Below are 20614 nucleotides of genomic sequence, written 5' to 3' on the forward strand. Positions count from 1 at the left end.
CGGCATCAAGCGCAGGCAAAATGCAAAAAAAATCAGCGCTGATACCCCGGCTTAAACGATCCCTGTTTCAGATCGACTCCATCGAGCAGCAGCGCCAGCGCCTCGGGCGCGAGATCAAGCTTCTCGTTCGCGGCAACGCCCTTCGGCCAGCTAAAGCATCCTTTCTCCAGCCGCTTGATGGCCACCCACATACCGGTGCCGTCCCAGTACAGCGTCTTGATCCGGTTCCGACGACGATTCGTAAACACATACAACGCCCCTGAACACGGATCTTCATTCAACCGATCCAGCACAACGCCATGAAGGCCGTTAAAACTTTTTCGCAGGTCCACCGGCTCCACCGCCAGGTACACCCGGATAGAGTTGCTTAATCCAAACATCCGGCCGCCTCCCGCAGAACAGCACCGAGTTCTTTCGGCGATGCAACCGGCACCATCACCTCAATCCGGTTCGGCAGACAGATCCGCACCTCATCCGGCTCGGCGGCATCAGGCCGCAACTCCACCTCGTAAAAAGCAGGTTCCTGCTCCTGTCGTTCAAGGCGCAACCAACGAGCCAGCGTTTTCGGATTAATATTCCATTCCCGGCAGAATGCCGCCTGAGTTAGCCCGGCACCATTGAACTCTTCGATCAACTCCCGGCGTTCCTCCTCTGTATAAGAGGCTCGCCCCATTCCATTGCTTTCATTCGTATCCATGCCCGACAAATTATCAGGCTTCCCCCGAGCTGACTACGGGGAGGAGGAAGAGGCGTATACAATGATTTTGGAGTGCACGGTTTCGTCCGCCGCCATTCGCGTCAAGAGCTTCTGTACCTTCCGCTCGAAACGTTCGGAATTCTCAATACAGGTGAGTATTGCCTGATCCGGTATGTCCATGTTGTGCCAGCGCATAGCTGAACCTCCATTCAATCGCAACGCGGCTGGAAGCACGCGTCTACATTATGGCTCCGACGGCGCGTCGCCCTTCGGCGGGATTCCTAAACCGCGATGGGGTGAATCTTGCTGAGTTCAGCCGCTAGCTTGTGTTCGGTTTCGTTGATGTCGTAAAGCTCCTGGAGACCGAGCCAGAAGCTAGGGCGGTTGTTGAAAAAACGGGCAAGACGTACTGCTGTATCAGCGGTAATTCCTCGTTCGCCGCGCACGATGGTATTGATCCGGCGCACGGGAACGCGGATTTCCTGTGCCAGTTTGCTCTGGCTTAGGTTGTAGTCTTCCAAGAATTCCTGCAACGCTTCGCCGGGGTGTACATTGATGCTCATGGGCATTCTCCTAGTAATTAAAAAGTGTCTTGGTGTGGTATCTGATAATTAATGGTAGTCTGTAAATTCAACCTCCTTGGCTCCTTGCGGAGTCCAGCGGAAACAGCTGCGGTATTGCTGGTTGACCCGGATGGAATAGGTTCCCTTCCGGTCGCCTGTCAGTTTCTCCAATCGATTGCCAGGCGGGGATCGCAAGTCGTTCACATCGATCGCCACCGCGATGTAGCGTAGCTTCAACTGCGCCTTCCGTTGCAGGGCGGCATCCATGCGCGTTGCCCGCCCTTCCCTGATTTGTTCCGTCCGCTTGTCCTTGAATGATAAAATCACAAATCGCCTTTCATGGTTACACCTTTAGGGTTTAGCGTCGGATGGGGTTGATTGCCACCAAAAAATCAGTCGAATTGATCCCACCCTTGACACACCCCCGCCCCCTATGTTGCCGACTCAATGGCCGGGTGGCCGTTGCGGGTTTAGCCGCATTATTGGCCAGCATGGAAAAACGCCATAAACTTCGCTTAAAATGATGCATCTTACTCGCATTGCGCATATTGCAAAACAACCTGCTGTGCTTTCTTAAAATGTCGGTTTTCCACGGTTCCGGTACACGAGAGGTATCAATGTTACGTTTTGGAGTGGGTCATGGGGAATACTCTTCAGGCTTTTAGCGTTATGCAATCGCCTGCTCGTTTATTTGGTCAAGGAGAGCAACGATGTCATCGATCTGCGCCGTAGTGAACAGCCCTTCCGGCCCTTGTGGTGCGAGGTCGGTGAAGGGCGATGCATAAAGGCAGGCCGCATCCATCACCCCATGATCGGTCAGGTGGTTGATGATGAGGTTGCAGAACTCGATCTGGTTCGCACCATAGGTTGTGCCCACCAAAAATTCCCCGAAGACGGCTTTCGCGGCCTCACGGTCGAGTCCGACCAGCGAGCGCACGAAGAGGCCAAGGCCATTCGCCTCCTGCTTTGCCAGCTCGATGTCTTCCGTAGTGCCGACCCCGCTCTCCGCAAGCATGCGCTCTAGCTCTTCGAGATCGCTAGGGGTCAGCGATTTATTCATCCGCAGTTTGTGGATGGTGAGATGGTCTTGATGCTCCCGGAGGAAAACCCGCGCCTTTTCCCGGAACCGTTCAAAATCGTTGGACGAAGAATTAACACCGGGTAAGTCAACGCCCTCACCATCACCCATTTCATCTTCGAAGTCGGAATAGATGGGTTTCCGCTGTTTCTTTTCGATCAGTTTGATGAGATCGCGCAAATGCTTGCGTACACGCTCCAGCATCCCGACCGTAACATTCTGCCACCATTCCGCCGTCTGGATTTCCTGAATCAACGGCATCTGACTACGAACCATGGGGATCGCATCTTTCTCCTCCAGCAATCCGGCAATGGCCATGACCTGCTCCTGCAATCGCTGGAAAACGGGCTCGCTTCGTAGCAGTGCCAACTGGAGATAGAGGATCAAAAGATCAAACCGTTTGGCTTCCTCGCCTTCAGCCGGAAGCTCGTTGGGCAAGCCAGCCACCTCATTGGCCAGCTCGGCGTAATCGTCGTCCGATAACACACCCCAGTTTTCCCGCTTGGAATATTTCTCGATCAACCGGCGTTTTAGGCGCACAACGAAATTATCCACGTTCATGGCCGTCACTTCGGCATAAAGTTTAACCGCCAAATCACGACGGAGGTCAACGGGCACCAACGCCCCTTCATATTCAGCGAGGTCTTCCATGATGATTTCGCCGGATGTAGAGACGTCCTCCAAACAGGACAGTTCCTGAATCAGTTCCAGCCGCGAGCGAAACAACCTTTCGCCAAGGGTTGCGCCTGTCGAGCCGTCGGACGCATCGGGATTCAGGCTGAAATATTCCAGGTTCTGGCAAAAATCGAAAATGTAAAACTCCTGCTTGTCCTCCCCAGGCGCAAAGAGACCGGGGCACAACCGCGTCCCGCGCCCCAGCATCTGCCAAAACTTGGTCTTCGAGCGCACCAGCTTGAAGAACACCAGGTTGACCACCTCCGGCACGTCGATGCCGGTATCCAGCATGTCCACCGAGATGGCGATGTGCGGATTTTTTTCCTTACCCGAAAAATCATCGATCAAGCTTTGGGCATACTCGGTCTTGAAGGTGATGGTTCGGGCGAAGCTGCCCTTGAGGTGCGGATAGTTCTTATCGAACCGCTCCTGTATGAAATCGGCGTGGGCCTGGTTCTTCGCGAAAACGATGGTCTTGCCGAGTCGGTCGCCTCCCGCAACCTTCAAGCCACGGGTCATCAGATACGCGAGAACCTTGTCCACGGTATCCTTGTTGAAGAGCCATTGGTTGATGGACGCCGCATCCACCCGATCCGGGATTTCATCTTCCGCGTCCCAGTCGAGCTCCTCCCACTGCTCCTGCTCGTCCTCGGAAAGATCGTCATAGCGGATGCCCTCCCGCTGAAACTTTAACGGAACGGATACCGCCTTTGGAGGAACGAGGAATCCATCGGACACCGCCTCCTCAAGCGAATAGGCATCGGTCGGGACGCCATCCTCCAGATCAAACAGGCTGTAGGTGTTCCGATCCACTTCATCCTTCGGTGTGGCCGTCAGCCCCACCAGCAGCGAATCGAAATATTCAAAGATCGCCCGGTATTTCTCAAACACCGAACGGTGCGCCTCATCGATAACCACCAAATCGAAGTGCCCGACCCCGAACCGGCGCTGTCCGTCGCTGGATTCATCGATCAGCCCCATCATCGTCGGATAGGTCGAAACGAAGACCCGGCCCTCCTGCCCCTTTTCCGTAACAAGGTTCACCGGCGAGGAATCCGGCAAATGCTGCTTGAAGGCGTTCACCGCCTGGTTGACCAGCGCCACGCGGTCGGCCAGAAACAGGACGCGCTTCGCCCGGTTGCAGCGCATCAACAAATCCGCAAACGCAATAACCGTTCGAGTTTTTCCCGCACCTGTCGCCATCACCAGCAGGCTCTTGCGATCCTTGTCCTGCTCGAACGCCTCGGCAATGCGGCGTATCGCCCGCTTCTGGTAGTAGCGGCCAGCAATATCCTCGTTGATCGTTGCCTGGCCCAGCGGCTTCATGCTCGTCCGCCGCTGGATCATCAGTTCCAGCTCGGCCTTTTTGTAGAAACCCTGCACGGGTCGGGGCGGATAGTTCACATCGTCCCACATCCAATGCTCATAGCCGTTGGAATAAAAGATGATCGGGCGCTGACCGTACATCGCCTCAAGGCAGTCGGCATAGAGCTTCGCCTGCTGCTGGCCGACCCGCGCATCGCGCCGGGTGCGCTTTGCCTCCACCAAGCCCAGCGGTTTCCCGTCGTCGCCCCACAGCACATAATCCACAAAGCCATCGCCGGAATTGTTCGGCATTCCAACCACTGGAAATTCGGTGTCGCGCCCCGGCAGGTCGATGCTCCACCCTGTTTCCCGCAAAAGCAGATCGATAAAATAGTCGCGGGTTTCCTCCTCGGAATAATCGTGGTCGTCCTGCTGGCCCGCCGCCTCCTTCTTCGCCTCGGCCACCTCCGCCCGCAGACGCTTCAGCTCCGCGTCCATCGCCTCCTTGTCCGCCAGCAGGGTCGAGAGCTTCTCATCCCGCTCATGGAGTTCCTTCGCCAGATCCTTGAGCTGCTCCGCCGTTTGGAAGGGAACAGGAACCTCTCGTTGGAGCAATTCCTGATCGAACGCCAGCCCTGGGGCTGGCTTATCTCCACGCGCATAGGTAAAGGCCAGCCAATAGCCCGCATGGAAAAGTTCCCTCACCGCCGTCAGCGCATCGTACTGCCGGATCGGCTTGCGGCTGTGCACCGCCTGATTCCCCAGCCGCACAATCAGCGTCAGCTTGCTGAACACCGCCTGTCCCGTGACTTCCCGGAATGTCGGTTCATGGATCAGTGCGCTCAGGTTATCCTGATACGGCAGTTTCAGGGAGGGATCGTGTTTGAACGCCCACTGCACCAGCAGCTCCACCGCCCGCCGCGCATAAAAGCAGGCAGCACGCGGATCGGCATGGACGGCGTTTTCCGCCTTGGCCGCCGCTTCGGTGACCTCCGGCCACTCTCCTCTCAGGAATGTGAAATTACTGTTCATTTGTTAAATCCCCTGATTTCACCCGCAAAATATCAAACTAAACAAAACGCAATACCAACGACTTACGCAAATTACCGACCTGTTTCTTTGTTAAAACCACCAATTCCTTTGTTAAAACCACTGCAAAACACTCCACGTTCATTTGATAAAACCATTGATTCACTTTGGTTAACCGCGCCCTTAACCCTCGCTCTGCACAAATAAACAAATCGACATACCAAGGACTTACGAAAATTTCTTTTGTGCAAATTTTATCATTTTTGTGCAATTTCCCACGAGGGGACTCCCCAGATTACGATGCGTTTCTATAACTCTGTTTAGAACGCTGAAACTGAGTCACAATCATCCATATCTAAATGTTATCGATCAAAAGTGAGATATGGATTTCTATATCTCATCTTATTTGTCTGAACCCTGATCCTGCATCTGCACTTTATGATCCCTGAAAATGTCCATATATCGCCTGAAAATGAACAACCGATTACGCTTAAAACCGGTAATCTCCTCCAAAACATTGATTTGCTCCAGCGCAGCAATCAACTCCCGGGCTGGATTGTTATTAATCCCTAATATTTTCTCCGCCATTGAAATGGAAACCACCGGGGCTCCGTATATTCACAGGGGCAGGAAAAAAACTTTTATACTGGAACTGCTGTTTCCAACTTCCGGATTTAAAATCTTCAAACCGCATCACAACTCTCCCGCATTTTCCCATTTAACCGTTCATAAAAACAGAACGCGCGTCCCGCTCGTTCAGGCAGTTTCTTCAATTCCGCTCCACCGAGTAGTCGGCGAGGCCGCCGCCTCATGGAACTCCGGCCACTCGTGTTGCAAAAAGGTGAAGTTGCTGTTCATATTTTTCTCTTTGAGCCTATTTGAGCCCCGCTCGTATCCGCTCGTAAATACGTGCGCCCGCTCGTATCCGCTCGTAAACACCCTATCCCCGCTCATAATACGTACCCTTGCCCTGTCCTTTGGCAACGATGCTTCCTTCATCTGAAAGTTTCTTTAACAGCCGAGTGGATTGAAAAGGGCTGATTCGGCACAGATCAGCCACCTCTGCCCGCCGGATTGAGCCGTGGGCGTTAATATAGCTCAGCACCATCTGCTCCTGCTGGATGCGGTCAAACCCGCTCTGTCGTACGTATGCCGCCTTCTGTCCGGCATGACGGTATACTTTCGCGCTGAGGGTATAGGTGCGCCCTCGGCCCGTTCCGTGCGCGTCAACCACCCCGGACTCCATCAACCGCTCTAAAACGGATCGCACAGCACCTTCCGGTTTCTGAACGGCACCTGCCAGCTCCGTACAGGCCATGCGCCGCCCCTCGCGCAGGCTGGAGAGAATAATCAGACTATCGACCGGTAGCGCCCCGCCCGCCTTCTCTTCATGAGTCAAAATCATCTTGAGAAATTCAATGTCGGCATCGGCATTTGTCAGCTGAACCGAAACGGTTACCGCGTTCGACATACTGTAATCCGGAAGGGCTCGGCCATAGCGGAGCATTCCCTCAAAAATACGGTCAATACCGCGCCCGGTGCGTTCTGCCAAACCAATCCGTTTAACAATGTCCGCCAGCAAGGGGTTGCGAGAGCGAGGTGCCGTGGTCAACAGGTTTTCCAAAGTCACCCCTTCAACAAAACCACCGGGGCTGGAAATCGTCATGCCGTCATCATCCAGCCGAACATGTACGGCACCCAAGCGGGAATAATCGCGATGAACCAGCGAGTTTACAAACGCCTCGCGGAATCCCCGACGGTCATAGTTTGGAACCGGCACCCGGAACAAGCCGATATCGACCTCCTGTTCCTCCACCCGCGCCAGAAACAGGCTTTCGATTTCCTTGAAGGTTTGTAACAGGGGCTTGCGGAAGAATTCGTTCACCCGGACATCTGTCCCATGCAACACCTGGAACGCCACCTCATGAGCAGGAAGATGACGGCGCAATTCCGCCTCCTTTCCGAGGAGCAGCAAACCCGCCACCGTCGGGCAGTACACGCCTTCATGCCGGGTGGTTAATCCTAACGCTCCATCAAGCTCAGGGTCATCAAGGGCCAAAAGCGACTGGTCTCCACCATAAAGCCGGATAGCCTCCCGAATGCGCTCGCGCTCCAAAGCACTTAACTGTTTAACATCCAGCTCCACGACCGGCGCGGCACTCGGATCGACCAATCCCAAGCTCGACTGGCGCTGTATAAATTCATGCGGAAGAAAGGGAATGGATTCCGGGGTACCGTTCGCCATTAAACGCCGCCGTTGTAACAACCCTTCCGATGTCGCAACCAGTTGCCGGGATTTCGGGACATCGATCACACCGACTGGCGTTCCATCAATCAATACGGATTCGGCAGTAACACCCAAAGCAGGAATAGTTCTATTGGCAACCAGTGCAGACAATCCGGAAAGTTCACGATGAGCTTGGTGCAGTCCCGTCACATCGCCATCATCCTCGACGCCCAAAAGCAGCGCGCCACCGTCCGTGTTTGCCAGACCAACCAGAGCCGCAATCAGCTCGCGATCCGGCAGACGGTTCCTATCGCTCTTGAACTCCAGCGTCAGGCTTTCACCCTCGGCAATGAGCTTCCTGATTTCCGCTTCCGTTTTCATTGACAAAACCTCAATACGATATAGTTTCCATCCCGACCCTACCGAGCCGAAGGCCAACGCCCCGCGTCGGTTATAACATTAGGCGAGGCGGGGTTGCTTTTTCAATCCGTTCCACCGAACGGTCGGCGGGCCGCCGACCCTCCACCCATCGGAAGGCGGCTGCGCCGCAACCCTTCTGCCCGCCTTCGGCATTCATCATTCCTTGTTCATGATTCGATATTCCCCAGCTCCCCCTTGAACGCCCGATCCTGCAACGACGCAAACAGCGCATCCAGTTCCGCCAGTGATTTACGGTGCGCCGCCTTCAGCTTTTCCAAGGAGAGGATGCGGTCGGCGAATTGTTGCTGGAGCTTTAGCGGGGGGACTGGGATTTTCAGCGACGCGGCTTGTTTAGCATTGATGTTGAATTGAACAGCGGTGGCTCCTCCCGCTTTTTGCAAAATCAATTTCCCTCGATCCGATGACAGGAAAGAATAAAACCATACTGGATCACACTCCGTTTTGTCGGGGCGCATACGCATTACATGTGAATCAATCACCACAGGCTCCCCATGTCCTAAAAAAAGCGATGCCTTCCCCAGTTGGTTTTTGGAACCGATAGCTCGGGCTATAATAACGTCACCCTCTTCGAGTTTAAATTTCTCAAAGTCCTTGTCAGGGATTTCCACTCGTCCACATTTTCCAAATGCAATTTGGGAGGATCCAACCTCACCGACTCTCACAACAAGAACTCCAGTTCCTCTAGCTGGAATAGTAGTACCTATTCGTGGAGGAACGGCAAAAAGGCTTCCGCTATTTTTAACTGGCCACTCCATCGGGTTCGCAACCGGATCACCGAACATTTCGAGGAAGATGGATTGGGAGAGGGAGGCGAGGAGGTTGAGGGCGGCGCGGCGCTTCGCCCGCAACGCCTCCGCCTTGTCCAGTATCCCCGCAATCCGCCGCTGCTCTTCCAAGGACGGGAGGGGGATTTCAATATCACGAATCTTCTTTACTGAAAGGTGCTTTACAGTAACGAAAGGTGTTTCATCCTCAATTTTTTTCAGAGCAGGTGGCAGGAAGTGAAACAGATAAGAACTATCTAACTGATCGGTGTTGGATGAAATACGGCATACCCGCTGATTTAAGAGGGCCTCTCCTCCCTTCCACTTTGCGCGGTTAAACTCACCGTCCATTCCGATTAAGATATCTCCATCATAAATGGTGAACTTTGGGTCGAAATCACCGTTGTAAAAAGTTTCAGAATATCCCCTGACAATATCCCTGATTCGGATAATTGGCAGGTCTCCACCGTCGCCAAATTGCTTTGAGTTAAATGCAAATCCTGAAAGGATTTCCGTGCATTCTCCAACGGATGCTTTGGCGGTGCCGCTCACTTTAACAGCCCTTCCAGTTCCTGCATCCCGCTTTGAATCTCGCCTTCGATCTGGTTGAGTTCGGCGAGGATGTCCTGCGGCGGGCGGTGGTCGATTTGTTCGTGGACGACTTCCTTGTAGCGGTTGAGGGAGAGGTCGTAGCCCTCGGCGGCAATGTCGGCCTTCGGAACGCAGAAGCTCTGGGCGGTGCGCTCCCTCGCAAGCTCGGGATTTGAAATGCCCGATTTGAAATCTGAAATGCTCCGCCAACGGCGAAGCACATCGGGCAGGTTGTTTTTGGCGTGTTCGGCCTCGGTCAGTGGTTGCTTCGGCACGCAACCGAGCTTTTCTTCGGGCAGGAGCGGGGTGCGCTTGTCGTCGAGGCTCTGGCCATCGGCCTGCACGTCGTAGAACCAGACGTGGTCGGTTCCGCCAGAGTTGGTTTTGGTGAAGAACAGGATGGCGGTGCTGACCCCGGCATAGGGCTTGAACACGCCGCCGGGCAGGGAAACCACGGCATCGAGCTTTTGCTCCTCCACCAGCATCCGTCGCAGTTCCTTGTGCGCCTTGGACGAGCCGAACAGCACGCCGTCGGGCACAATCACCGCCGCGCGTCCGCCGGGCTTGAGCAGGCGCAGAAAAAGGGCGAGGAACAGCAGTTCGGTTTTCTTGGTCTTCACGATCTGAAGCAGATCCTTGGCGGTGTTTTCGTAGTCGAGGCTTCCGGCGAAGGGCGGATTGGCCAGCACGAGGGAATATTTTTCGGCCTCGCCTGCATGATCCTGCGCCAGCGAGTCGCGGTAGCGCACATCGGGATTCTCCACCCCGTGCAGCAGCATGTTCATGGAACCGATGCGCAGCATGGTGCTGTCGAAATCAAACCCGTGGAACATGCCGTGATGAAAGTGTTGTTTCAGCTTGGCATCGGTCAGCACTTCGGGATGGTGTTCCCGCAAATATTCGTTGGCCGCCACAAGGAAGCCACAGGTGCCGCTGGCCGGATCGCAGATGACATCCTTGGTTTGCGGGGCGGTCATTTCGACCATCAGCTGGATCATGTGGCGCGGGGTGCGGAACTGGCCGTTCTGCCCGGCGGAAGCAATCTTGCCGAGCATGTATTCATAGATGTCGCCCTTGGTGTCGCGATCCTCCATCGGCACCCCGCTGATCAGATCAACCACCTTGGCCAGCAGGGCGGGCGTGGGGATCGTGAACCGCGCATCCTTCATGTGGTGCGCATAGGTTGAATCATCCCCGCCCAACGTCCGCAGAAAAGGAAAGACGTGCTCCGCCACCACCGTAAACATGTCCGACGGGGCAAAGTGGCAGAACCGCGACCAGCGGAAGTCCTCGTAGTTCCGGCCCCGGTCGTCCTTTCCTTCCGGAAAGACGCGCTTCTCCATCGGACGCTTCAGGCGGTTGGCCTTGTTTTCCTCCAAGGTATGGAGATCGTCCAGGCGGCGCAGGAACAGCAGATAGGTAATCTGCTCCATCACCTCCAGCGGATTCGCAATGCCCCCCGACCAAAACGCATCCCAAATCCTGTCAATCTTGCCCCGCAGTTCCCCAGTAATCATGTCGTGTCCTTCCAAAAATCAAAACAGCCCATATTGAAGCAGGATAGAATATGCCTGTCCTCCAGCAACAACAAGAACAAGCCTGTAAGATTATGGGGCGAGAATGATCCTGAAATATTTCTGGGCTTCGTTGGTGCGCGTCGAAAAGATCATCGTATTGATCGACCCATTTCCAATAATCGCGTCGCCGACATTCTCCCAGCCGTTGCTGTCGGAAAGATCGGTCGTGGATTGGATCTGGTAATTGGTTCCGGCCACCGACTTCCACCCCACCTCAACCGCCGTCCACAGCATGGCAGAACCTATGTCGAACTGATGCGGCTGGGTGTCGTTGATGTATTCTTCGTAATTCGTATACCTGTCCCCATCGGAATCGTCGGTCGGCACACAGTTCGTGATACTGCCAAAGTGCTCGATCTCCCAATCGTCCTTAATGCCGTCTTCGTCATCGTCGATTTCCAACCACGCAATCCAACCCTCCCAATCTCCATCGGGATTTGTTCCAAATCCAACTATGACCTTTCCGTTATCTGAAACGGCCAATCCATATGTCAAAGACCATCCCGTCAGATCAAGCCCATGCTCATGAACAAGAACATCCTGGAGGTTCATCAGTCCACTGGATTCATCCCAGATAAAAGCTTCCGGGCCTTCATCAGAGTTGGAGTACCCGACGATTACGGAACCATCGGCGCTCGCATCCTCGGCAATAGAAATTTCACTTCCACCTGCAAAATCCCCCAATCCGATCAAGCCTTCCGAAGCCGTCCACCGAAAAGCCTCATGCCTGCCGCTGGAATTTTGGCTATAACCAACGATTGTTGATCCGTCGGCACTTATGCCTTTAGCCTCGCTCCTATCATCTCCCGATAATCGGCCGAGACCAACGCATCCGGTCGCCTCTGTCCAACGAAATGCTTCTCTTTCGCTTAAGCCGTTTTTATAATCCGGATATGCATACCCCACTACAATATCACCATTGGCACTTACGGCAGTAGCGACACTTTCAGCAGTCCCCGTCAAGAAACCTAATCCCTGTGCTCCGCCTTCTAAAGTCCATCTGAAGGCCTCACTGATGCTTTCTGATGGATAATACAACCCTACAATGACATCACCGCCTGAGTTTACATCATAAGCAGTACTGGTCGGCTCTCCGCCTAAATGGGTTCCCAAGCCCTCCATGCCATCAGCCACGGACCACCGATACGCTTCTTGTTGTCCCGCGACAGGCAAGTCGGCATAACCAACGATCACTGAACCATCAGCATTAACACCATTCCCTCGGTTTTCAAAAATATATGTCGCCAATGTGTTCGTTAGCTCTTCCATTCCACCATTTTGTGTCCACCTATATGTGGCTGTGTAGCTGGTCTCCACGCTGTTGCTTGCCCAGCTATTGCCAACCACCACTCTACCATCGGCACTTATGTCCCACGCTTCGCTTCGATACATTCCGCCCGGTAGATCACCAAGCCCCTGAAAAGCCGCCGTACTGGCGAAAACACAGTTTGCCGATATGAATATAGCTACTCCGGTAGTTATGCCCTTAATGCCCATGTCACCAACCCCGTTCAGTTGTTAACCTCCCCCCATTTCACATCCGAAATGTCGTACAATATAGTAAGGATTTAAACTTTTTTCTTTATTTTTTTATTTCTTCCAACATGCACAGGAGACTCCTGGACGCAACGATCCACTAGGCCATCCCCCATCGTATGGAACCAAAAGGGAGGGGCGGGGGAGGGGCCAGTCTTCGTCCCCGATCCGACAATCGCCATATTTCCGCATCCAAATCACAGTCGAAAATCCAGATCCGGAAAGGGATTGATGAGCAGATACGAATACCTCCAGAAATCTTGTGGTATTTCTGTGGTACTTCAGGGGGTCAGACAGATGCCTCCGGAACGAACCCAAACAAACAGACCCGAGCAGCGGAACAAAACAAAAACCCCGCTATCATTGGTTATAGCGAGGTTTTAAGGTGGTGGGCTCGGAGGGAGTTGATGCTACGCACCCTTCGGGCAGCACTACGTGCTGTCTCTCTGCGCTGCGCTCCGAGTGAACCCCGCTTCGGGGGTTCGGCGTCTCCCACTCACCGCACCACGCAAAAAAAGCCAGCCGTTGGCTGACCTTTTTAAGGTGGTGGGCTCGGAGGGACTTGAACCCCCGACCAAGAGATTATGAGGCTATTTGTTTTTGGATTATTTCTTAGCTTTATTCGATATTTGGCAATATTTGTTGTGTTTCGGATGTATTTCAGTTGATTTGCCGCACCCTTCTGCTAGCGTTTACGAACATTAGGAAGCAAAAGGGTACGCCGATGAAAACTACCAAAAAACGAGATTATTCCAAGCGCGGGAATGGCCGACTCTATATTCGCACGAAAGAAGGCAAAGAGAAAAAGCCAGGCCCTGGCGTTAAAGGAAACTACTATCTTGAATACAACCTCCCTACGGGAGAGGTCAACCCGGATACCGGCAAACCGATCACCAAGCGTAAAAAAGTTCGGTTGAATCATGCCGACGGCTCGCCGATCACCACCAAAGAGGATGCTGAAAAAGCTCGCGAGCGAATTGTCAGCCAGTATGTGGTCGGAGAGAAAAAAGAGCGTCTGCAGCGACTGAAAGCCGAGCTTGAGCTCGCTGAGCAGGAAGAGGCTCAGGTTTTTGAGGATCAAAACCCACCGCTGAAGGTTGCCACAGCATGGGAAACTTATCTTGCCAGCAATGATGCGCCGGAAACGGGAGAGGATACTCTGAAATATTATGCAGGCTACTGGAATAAATTCTCTCAATGGATTGGGGGGAAATTCCCGGACGTTATCTTTCTGCGGGACATTTCTCCCGAAATGGCCAATGGCTACGTTTCTGAATTGAATCGACGGAAGATTAGTCCGAATACATTCAACAAACACATTGGCTTCATGAAGCTCTTCTTTCGTGTATTGGAAGAGCCGGCACGCCTAGAGGGAAATCCATTCGAGAAAGTCAAAAAGAAGAAACTGAAAACCAACGTTCGACGGGAGCTTAAAATCGAGGAGTTGAAAACCATCCTCGATAATGCCGAGGGACAATTAAAAACCCTGCTTTGTCTAGGGACCTTCACCGGGTTGCGTCTTGGTGATTGCTGTACCCTGAGATGGACAGAAGTGGATATGGATCGACGGCAGATTCGGCGTATTCCAAATAAGCTGAGCCACAACGACAATGCCCGCCCTGTGGTTGTCGGGATACCGATCGCTCTTTATCAAAATCTGAGAGAGACGCCCGTTCGAAAAAGAAAGGGTTATATCGTTCCTGAGTTCGCCGACCTCTACATGTACCGGAATGAAAGCGGACGGCCAACGCGGCAACCAGAGATCACCAAACAAATACAGGCACATTTCATCGATCACGGGATTCAAACCCACAGAGAAGGGACGGGCTTCAAGTTGCTGCCTGATCCGAACCGTCCGGGAAAATTTAAGAAAGAACACACGGGGAAACGGGCGGTTGTTGAAGTCGGATTTCATTCATTGCGTCATACCTTCGTATCTCTTCAGGCGGAGCGAGGAACCCCGCAAAGTACCGTCCAGGCCATTGTCGGACACGGGAGTCCCGCTATGACCCAGCATTACACCCACATCACAAACGAAGCCGCTCAGCAGGCTGCAAAGGCTTTAGACTCGGGCATCATCGATGCTGAATATGAAATTATAAAAAAAGTGCCAAGTTGGATACGGGATAAGCTTGTACAGATGACTGCTGATAATTGGGAATCCATACGCGACCAATTGTTAAGCTGAGTTCTGCGGGAGGTCTTTCGTTCCGGCTTGAGCTAGGTGTTCAACCTCATTCAGATTATAGCGCACTTTGCGGGATGAAATGCGGATTGGGTTTAAGAGGCCGGCGTTGGCGTAGCGCCGAACAGTAACCGGATGGACATCAAGAATTTTTGCTGCTTCCCTGATGGTGCCGGGGCGTGGTTTCTTTTCGATATTCACTGCGGCCAGTTGCTTTAAGATTTTCTGTGCATCTTCCGGCAAAACAGTTTCATCGGTAGAAAGAACATTTTTTATAAGCTCTATGGTTGTCCTTTTCATGATGCTACTCCTTGAAAATGCATGCGGCGTCACACTATTGCCGGATGGAAGTGGTCCACTACGGAGCGAAGACCGGATTGACTGTCACAAACATTGTTGACTGAAATTCGCACTTCAATTCCTTTTAGTTCACCAGGATCAAAATCGACCGGGTTACGGAAGATTCCGATGGCTTTGAAAAACTTGATTAAAGGGCTGTTATGCGATGTGGTCGATGTTATCGGGAAGCCACCGCACAGGATTCCTAGAAAATTTTGCGAGTTATCAAATATCTCCAGTTCATAATTGAATGCCCTGTAGTTCTGGCTACGGGTATTGGCTCCGCGCCCTTTGTGACCGCATGCAGTGACGATGGCGGTGTTTTTGAAACGTGCGGCGTAGGTGTTTTCTGTGTTTAGTAAGATCATGGCGGTCTCCTTTTTTACAGCAGAGCAGAGATATTGATGGGGCAGACATCCGATTTTTGAAAAAGTGATGGGGTTGCGTAAACTTCGACGTTTTTCTGACTAAACTCCTCCGCGGCTGTATGCAGACTAAAAAACAGATCTGTCAATTGCTGGCGAAACTCATCGAGTACATCAGCGAGAGGGAGAGAATCCGTTGCTTGTTCCGTGCAGATTTCTATGACGGCTTCGGGGGTGTAAGCCGTAAGGAGTTCCTGGCACTTGTCTGCGCACCATGAAACAAAGCGTTTGCTATAGCGAGAGGGGCCTTGTCGATGTCCAATATTGAGATACTGGCCTATTTCTTCAAATGTTTCGCCTTTGGAGTAGTGTCCGACAGCCGCTGCGATTTTCTGGCTTGCACAAGCATTTTCACGATGAATACCTCCCGGTAAAGATGCCTTTTTGGCAATCATCAAAAAATTAAGTTTGCGTGCGCAGTCAATGGCGTCTTCCCGAATTGTTTCTGCTATCTCATGTTTAGAGCTTTCCTTGTCAGCCATAGCACGGGCCGGAGAGAAAAAATCGATCGCTCCGATGCAACGTTGTTGGACTTCAGTGCTGTTATGAGTAAGGTTGTGCTGCATAAGATTTTCGTTTGGTGTCATTTGTTTCCTCCTGTTTGGTTGTGATGAGGCCTTAATGCCAGCGGAGGAGGAAAAACTCAGTTGATGTCGAATGCGCCGCATGCCGGGAATCCGACATGAACGAAACAAAATGCCGCAAATATTGGTTAATAGTGATGTCGGGAAGAGATTTACAAAATCCGACATAGTGACTTGTTTAAGGAGGACCTTGTGAGCAAAGCGATACAAATTAGAACACTGGATGACATTGAAGCCTTGTTGGTTTGGATAGAGGAAGAGGCACAGAAACCCAACCTCAGATTCTATCGCTTTGTGCTTCAGCGACTGTTTGATGGAGGTGAGTTCAGTGCAATCCATGTTGACACACTGATCAAGCTGATTTCAAAAAATAAGCTTTGGAGTGATCAGTTGAATCAGGAGACTAATACTGCTCCTGAAGTTCTCCGGGATCGTTTTTCCCGCCGTATACGTTGGCTAAACAAGCTCGTATGGAATGCAGATGACTCTCCGTACGCAACCACTTTGGCGATTGTCTATGACCGAGCCAGTTCGAAATACCAAATGGTTTCTGACTCTGAGCGTGTACAGATTGCTCGGGTCGGTCGACCGCCGCGTCGACAAACAGAAGTGAGTGTTGATTTCCATACGGATGATTTATTACAAGGGATGCCATGCCTCTCGGCTGACAGTGAGCTTGAATTCAGCATTCGTTCATCGATCAGCGGCTATATCCACATTTTTCATCGGGATGGGGACGGCTGTATTGACAAGCTCTTTCCTGAACACGGGAGTGAATTATTTTTACGGATTGATCGAGGTAAAGACCTGTATTTCCCAGATGCAATTAGCGATCTGTGTAAGCTCAAATGCTGGAAGATTGGTGCGCCGGATGTAGAGACTCCGGTTCAGCAACAGCTCTTAGTTGTGGTGACGGCTCGGAATGTTGATGTTGCAGTGGAAGATATTATCGAAGAATTCGGCGGAGTTCGTGCGCGACCGATCAATATCCAGCACATGCAGGTAGACGATCTGACTGAGCGCCAAAAGCTATCAACTCTTGCAGAATACCAACTCAATCGTTAAAGCGCCTTGCGGATCTCGTGGATGAGGAGCCCGGTCACGATAATGATGCCGAGCACGACAAGATTGCGCTGATCCATCGGCAGATTGTTTAGATCGGCAAATGGGCTGGAGACACGGACATATTCTTTAACGCTTGCAAAATTGATGAGCAGCAGAAGGATGCCGGCGAGTGCAATAAAATTTTTCCAGTCGATTCTCATGGTTTGTTCTCCCGGTTACGGCTTCCAAGCAGTGCAAAAATGCCGATTAAAACCATAATCAGAAATGCGAGGTTGTATTGCGGGGCATGCCCAGACCCGGGTATAGCGTTCAAAACGGAAACGCCAAGGCCGGGCAGTCCGTCAAGCAGCATGATCCCTGTCAGGGCCAACAGCAGTATCTGAATCAATCGTGTGTACATGTCAGCTCTCCATGTATTTCCAGAGTCTTTCGATCTCAATCGGCTTTCTCTTCCGTAACCCGGCTTTTGTCACAAGTTTTTCCACGACCCGGCGCTCCGGTTCTTTCGGAACCAGGCAGAGAATCCGGTCGATAAAGTCGGTGTTGGCAGCTTTTTTGAGGTTTTCAACCACATGCGAAGGGTTGGCGGAGCTGTTGAGTTCGATCTCAACTGCGACGCATTCTCCGGAAGGCTGTTTGCGGGCAATCAGATCGATATTTTTACCCAAAGCAGTGCCCTCAATATCGACGTGATACCCTTTACTTTTGAACCAGTTGGCTGTGCATTTCTGATAAAAGCAGTGCAGATAGCTCCCTTTGCCTTTCATCTTTTTGGGAGGCAGGCTGATCATGCGACAGCCGCTCTCGGTTAACTCATACAAGTCGCGCGGTGCTCCGGACCGACCATGAACTTTATGAATCAGAATCAGACCGTTTGATTGAAGCTCATCAATTTTCTTTTTCAGTGTCGATGATGGGACTTTTAGCTGTTTAGCGCGTTCTGAGAGTTTAACAAAATGGTGTTCATACATGCTGTTGAGCGTGCGAATTTCAAGCGAAACCGTTTCGGGTTCCGGTGTTGGCTTCGGTGAAACAGGTTGTTTGGGACCTTCCGCAGGTACGGGTGGTGCGAATGTTGCCATCCGGAAGAAAGAATCCTGAATTCTCTGATTTAACTCATCCGGAGTCAGCCTGGGCGATAGAGCCGGGTTGTCCATATTACATTCCACAATATGCGGCCATCGGTTGTCGGCAATAAATGCCTTTCCAATGACTGGATGACGGATTACGTAGTCACGCAGATCGGGGGTGCAGCTGCGAAGTCGGAGAAATTCATCCGTATCGCGTGAGCGGCCGAATCCGCCCACCATCATGCGGGTGTTGGTATTGGCTAACAGGCTGTGGCTTAAATCGGTGGACAGCTGACTGGCGGCAATCAGGCCAATCCCGTATCCGCGCGCTGTGCGTACGACATCAGAAATAAATGAAGGATGACCTTTTAGCTCATCCTGTCTTCGAAACAACGATGATGCCTCATCAATTACAATCAGATTTTTGAGTCCACCTTGCAGTCCGGCAGTAACTTTCCGGTGTAGAAACATCTGGGCCATAAGCAGGCTGATTAAAAAGTTCTGGATTCCGATATGAGGCACATCGTGGAGAAGAATCAGGCAGTGATCGTTGAGCAGTTCACTGATTCCAATGTGCCGGGAGGTGTTAAACATGCCAGGCAGACTGTGAAGCAGATTGGTCAGGCGGTTGATGACGGTTTGCTGCTGCTGGCCGTTTTTTGACATGGGTGAGTATTTGGTAGCCTTAATAAAGGAGAGCAGGTCGTTGAGGTTCGGGTATGTTCCCTCCTTCTTTCGGATATCAATCAACCTCAGCGCGTGATCCATCAAGAAGCCCGAACTGGCTTCCAGGATATCCAGGTAATTAATCATGCATTCAGTAAAAACTCCGATCCAGACCTCGGTTTTAATTCCTTCAGGAGGAAGCAGAGGATTAAACGAGAGATGATTTACATCCAGCACGTTGAATTCAGGATACTTCGCGAGCAACTCTGTAAACTCCTGCTTGCGTTCCAGAATCATAATCCGGGGAGCATCGGCCACCTGAAGGATCTGCAGCAGCAGATTTTTAATCACCGTTGTCTTGCCGCCGCCGGTCTGTCCCATCACCAGCAGATGCCGAATCAGACTTATAATATCGATTCCATACATGAATCCGTGATGAGGCATTACGCCCAGCCGGATTGCACCGCCCAGATATACCTCATCGCGGGGTGCGGTTTTGCGGAACGGATCCGGATCAAGCCGCTGCAGTTTGATTTCTTCAAGCAGAGTTTCCCGTAGGTCACGGATAACGGTTTGATCCCGGGGATCTTCCTCGACCCATTTCATGAGGAGTTTGATGCGGGGTACGGTATCGAGTCCATGTCGGCGAATCGTATGGAACAGGTGGCGGTAATCCCCGTTCGGGGAGGGAGATGAACGTTTCATGCGGTTCCTCGCTTTTTTGTGAAGGTTCTTCAATGATCAGGGGTTTTAGAAAAAGGCCCAGCAAACACCCGATAGCTTTCAGTGGCTTGCGGCGATCCATTTTCTTTTTGCACTTTTTGCAGACAAACCCTTTTCCATCGACGTGCTTTAATTCGAACGGTGCGACGAGATGTCGGCACACGCAGTCTTCATTTCGGGTGTCATTGCGCATGCGTCGGTATTCCCGTTCGCAGGTCTTGCAGACGGGCTTTCCTGAGATGTAAGAGGTAAACGCAATATCTTCGGTTTTACTCACGTTATGGCCGCATCCGGAAACATGCACATTGTTTTTAAACGTACGCCTGAACTTTCGACCGGTTGAGTCGGTATACACCTGTACGCCGCGACTGAACCGGGTTGCCGGCTGTCCGATCACTTCGGCATGGTTGATTTCGTCAATGATGCCGGTTGCCCCCGGCGGAAGCTCGGGCAACTCAAACGGAAGCTCCGGCTCGTCCGATTCCTCTCTGCGATCAATGATGTCTGCCAGCCAGCGAAAAAACGTTGCCCATTCCATAAAAACACCTCCTGAACAAACAGGAGGCGTCACACATTATGGGTTCAGGCCTGGTCATTCTGCTGTTTAACCGGGCATCGGTTTGCTCCAGCGCCGGCTACAGCTTTTGCACTGGCGGATTTTTGAATCGGTGCCTCTGTTTCTCCGGATTCCTTTTGAAATGCTTTTTGTTGACCCGCAATACGGGCATTTGTGCGGTCTGCCTCTTGGCATAAAGATCACCTCCATAGGCAGAAAAGCTCCGGGTCTTTATATGTTTTTCGGTAAAAAGTGTGACAGCGTCAGGTTCTATGCACGGGATGTGTGTCCCGGTTGTTGAAAAACCATAACGGAGAACAAAAATGAACCAGCAGGCCATCATGAACCCGACCATCCATCAGCAGATCAACCATCACCACCAGCAGATGCATTTGCCGCCCGTTTTTGAGCAGCGGCAGTTTATGCAGCCGACCATTCGGGAGCAGATTCAGATGGCTCCGCCGTTGAGATATGGATCCCGGATGTATTAGCCGCATCTTCTTCAGCCCCCGGTTTCG

19 protein-coding genes are annotated in these 20614 nt (G+C 52.1%); 3 read left to right on the forward strand and 16 right to left on the reverse strand.

All coding sequences use genetic code 11. The features are described from left to right. Positions 1 to 32: 32 nt before the first annotated feature. From tnpB to E9954_RS17810, 10 genes are all read right to left on the reverse strand, one after another. Positions 33 to 380: an IS66 family insertion sequence element accessory protein TnpB gene (gene tnpB, locus E9954_RS17765; RefSeq protein WP_136080636.1), complete on the reverse strand. Its 348-nt coding sequence runs from the start codon at positions 378 to 380 to the stop codon at positions 33 to 35. Next, positions 368 to 697, reverse strand: a complete 330-nt coding sequence (gene tnpA, locus E9954_RS17770) for an IS66 family insertion sequence element accessory protein TnpA (protein WP_136077477.1) — start codon at positions 695 to 697, stop codon at positions 368 to 370. The genes tnpB and tnpA overlap by 13 nt, the downstream gene beginning before the upstream one ends. A gap of 281 nt (positions 698 to 978) precedes the next feature. Then, positions 979 to 1260, reverse strand: coding sequence for a HigA family addiction module antitoxin (locus tag E9954_RS17775; RefSeq protein WP_222847223.1), 282 nt, complete (start codon positions 1258 to 1260; stop codon positions 979 to 981). Positions 1261 to 1308: 48 nt separating this feature from the next. Continuing rightward, positions 1309 to 1587: a type II toxin-antitoxin system RelE/ParE family toxin gene (locus tag E9954_RS17780; RefSeq protein WP_136080638.1), complete on the reverse strand. Its 279-nt coding sequence runs from the start codon at positions 1585 to 1587 to the stop codon at positions 1309 to 1311. Between the two features lie 340 nt (positions 1588 to 1927). Next, positions 1928 to 5350, reverse strand: coding sequence for a DEAD/DEAH box helicase family protein (locus tag E9954_RS17785; protein WP_136080639.1), 3423 nt, complete (start codon positions 5348 to 5350; stop codon positions 1928 to 1930). A gap of 399 nt (positions 5351 to 5749) precedes the next feature. Further along, a complete protein-coding gene (locus E9954_RS17790; RefSeq protein WP_136080640.1) occupies positions 5750 to 5950 on the reverse strand; it encodes a hypothetical protein in 201 nt (66 codons plus the stop codon). 337 nt (positions 5951 to 6287) lie between these two features. After that, positions 6288 to 7955, reverse strand: coding sequence for a DNA glycosylase AlkZ-like family protein (locus E9954_RS17795; RefSeq protein WP_136080641.1), 1668 nt, complete (start codon positions 7953 to 7955; stop codon positions 6288 to 6290). 206 nt (positions 7956 to 8161) lie between these two features. Beyond that, positions 8162 to 9331, reverse strand: coding sequence for a restriction endonuclease subunit S (locus tag E9954_RS17800; RefSeq protein ID WP_136080642.1), 1170 nt, complete (start codon positions 9329 to 9331; stop codon positions 8162 to 8164). Then, entirely contained in the window at positions 9328 to 10887 is a 1560-nt protein-coding gene (locus E9954_RS17805) for a class I SAM-dependent DNA methyltransferase (RefSeq protein WP_136080643.1), read from the reverse strand. Before E9954_RS17805 ends, E9954_RS17800 begins: the two co-directional genes overlap by 4 nt. 90 nt (positions 10888 to 10977) lie before the next feature. Beyond that, positions 10978 to 12216 carry a hypothetical protein gene (locus E9954_RS17810; RefSeq protein ID WP_168442369.1) on the reverse strand — a complete coding sequence of 413 codons (1239 nt, stop codon included), beginning with the start codon at positions 12214 to 12216 and terminating at the stop codon, positions 10978 to 10980. A 991-nt stretch (positions 12217 to 13207) separates the two neighbouring features. On the opposite strand from E9954_RS17810, the gene E9954_RS33055 reads away from it, so the two are divergent. Further along, a complete protein-coding gene (locus tag E9954_RS33055; protein ID WP_136080645.1) occupies positions 13208 to 14671 on the forward strand; it encodes a tyrosine-type recombinase/integrase in 1464 nt (487 codons plus the stop codon). Here E9954_RS33055 and E9954_RS17820 read toward each other — a convergent pair. From E9954_RS17820 to E9954_RS17830, 3 genes are read right to left on the reverse strand one after another with little or no spacing between them, the layout of a single operon-like run. Beyond that, positions 14663 to 14968 carry a helix-turn-helix domain-containing protein gene (locus E9954_RS17820; protein ID WP_136080646.1) on the reverse strand — a complete coding sequence of 102 codons (306 nt, stop codon included), beginning with the start codon at positions 14966 to 14968 and terminating at the stop codon, positions 14663 to 14665. The two genes, E9954_RS33055 and E9954_RS17820, sit on opposite strands and share 9 nt — an antisense overlap. 29 nt (positions 14969 to 14997) lie before the next feature. After that, entirely contained in the window at positions 14998 to 15375 is a 378-nt protein-coding gene (locus E9954_RS17825) for a hypothetical protein (RefSeq protein ID WP_136080647.1), read from the reverse strand. 14 nt (positions 15376 to 15389) lie between these two features. After that, positions 15390 to 16019: a hypothetical protein gene (locus E9954_RS17830; RefSeq protein WP_136080648.1), complete on the reverse strand. Its 630-nt coding sequence runs from the start codon at positions 16017 to 16019 to the stop codon at positions 15390 to 15392. A 189-nt stretch (positions 16020 to 16208) separates the two neighbouring features. Between E9954_RS17830 and E9954_RS17835 the strand changes: the two genes are divergently transcribed. Continuing rightward, positions 16209 to 17081 carry a DUF4384 domain-containing protein gene (locus E9954_RS17835; protein ID WP_136080649.1) on the forward strand — a complete coding sequence of 291 codons (873 nt, stop codon included), beginning with the start codon at positions 16209 to 16211 and terminating at the stop codon, positions 17079 to 17081. Here the strand turns inward: E9954_RS17835 and E9954_RS17840 are convergent. Genes E9954_RS17840 through E9954_RS17850 form a run of 3 tightly spaced genes read right to left on the reverse strand, consistent with a single transcriptional unit; the run spans position 17078 to position 19522 of the window. Further along, the gene (locus E9954_RS17840; RefSeq protein ID WP_136080650.1) at positions 17078 to 17281 is read right to left on the reverse strand and encodes a hypothetical protein; all 204 of its coding nucleotides are present in this window, start codon (positions 17279 to 17281) and stop codon (positions 17078 to 17080) included. The two genes, E9954_RS17835 and E9954_RS17840, sit on opposite strands and share 4 nt — an antisense overlap. Further along, positions 17278 to 17481, reverse strand: coding sequence for a hypothetical protein (locus tag E9954_RS17845; RefSeq protein WP_136080651.1), 204 nt, complete (start codon positions 17479 to 17481; stop codon positions 17278 to 17280). The genes E9954_RS17840 and E9954_RS17845 overlap by 4 nt, the downstream gene beginning before the upstream one ends. A gap of 1 nt (position 17482) precedes the next feature. Next, a complete protein-coding gene (locus tag E9954_RS17850) occupies positions 17483 to 19522 on the reverse strand; it encodes an ATP-binding protein (protein WP_136080652.1) in 2040 nt (679 codons plus the stop codon). A gap of 897 nt (positions 19523 to 20419) precedes the next feature. Between E9954_RS17850 and E9954_RS32605 the strand changes: the two genes are divergently transcribed. Then, a complete protein-coding gene (locus E9954_RS32605) occupies positions 20420 to 20587 on the forward strand; it encodes a hypothetical protein (protein WP_168442370.1) in 168 nt (55 codons plus the stop codon). Positions 20588 to 20614: the final 27 nt, after the last annotated feature.

It is taken from the genome of Pontiella desulfatans, from assembly GCF_900890425.1.
GTDB lineage: Bacteria > Verrucomicrobiota > Kiritimatiellia > Kiritimatiellales > Pontiellaceae > Pontiella > Pontiella desulfatans.

What these genes read in the sequence shown, in the direction of transcription:
- tnpB (WP_136080636.1), bottom strand. Translation starts at nt 380, where the DNA reads ATGTTTGGATTAAGCAACTCTATCCGGGTGTACCTGGCGGTGGAGCCG.
- tnpA (WP_136077477.1), bottom strand. Translation starts at nt 697, where the DNA reads ATGGATACGAATGAAAGCAATGGAATGGGGCGAGCCTCTTATACAGAG.
- E9954_RS17775 (WP_222847223.1), bottom strand. Translation starts at nt 1,260, where the DNA reads ATGAGCATCAATGTACACCCCGGCGAAGCGTTGCAGGAATTCTTGGAA.
- E9954_RS17785 (WP_136080639.1), bottom strand. Translation starts at nt 5,350, where the DNA reads ATGAACAGTAATTTCACATTCCTGAGAGGAGAGTGGCCGGAGGTCACC.
- E9954_RS17795 (WP_136080641.1), bottom strand. Translation starts at nt 7,955, where the DNA reads ATGAAAACGGAAGCGGAAATCAGGAAGCTCATTGCCGAGGGTGAAAGC.
- E9954_RS17805 (WP_136080643.1), bottom strand. Translation starts at nt 10,887, where the DNA reads ATGATTACTGGGGAACTGCGGGGCAAGATTGACAGGATTTGGGATGCG.
- E9954_RS17810 (WP_168442369.1), bottom strand. Translation starts at nt 12,216, where the DNA reads ATGGAAGAGCTAACGAACACATTGGCGACATATATTTTTGAAAACCGA.
- E9954_RS33055 (WP_136080645.1), top strand. Translation starts at nt 13,208, where the DNA reads ATGAAAACTACCAAAAAACGAGATTATTCCAAGCGCGGGAATGGCCGA.
- E9954_RS17820 (WP_136080646.1), bottom strand. Translation starts at nt 14,968, where the DNA reads ATGAAAAGGACAACCATAGAGCTTATAAAAAATGTTCTTTCTACCGAT.
- E9954_RS17825 (WP_136080647.1), bottom strand. Translation starts at nt 15,375, where the DNA reads ATGATCTTACTAAACACAGAAAACACCTACGCCGCACGTTTCAAAAAC.
- E9954_RS17830 (WP_136080648.1), bottom strand. Translation starts at nt 16,019, where the DNA reads ATGACACCAAACGAAAATCTTATGCAGCACAACCTTACTCATAACAGC.
- E9954_RS17840 (WP_136080650.1), bottom strand. Translation starts at nt 17,281, where the DNA reads ATGAGAATCGACTGGAAAAATTTTATTGCACTCGCCGGCATCCTTCTG.
- E9954_RS17845 (WP_136080651.1), bottom strand. Translation starts at nt 17,481, where the DNA reads ATGTACACACGATTGATTCAGATACTGCTGTTGGCCCTGACAGGGATC.
- E9954_RS17850 (WP_136080652.1), bottom strand. Translation starts at nt 19,522, where the DNA reads ATGAAACGTTCATCTCCCTCCCCGAACGGGGATTACCGCCACCTGTTC.
- E9954_RS32605 (WP_168442370.1), top strand. Translation starts at nt 20,420, where the DNA reads ATGAACCAGCAGGCCATCATGAACCCGACCATCCATCAGCAGATCAAC.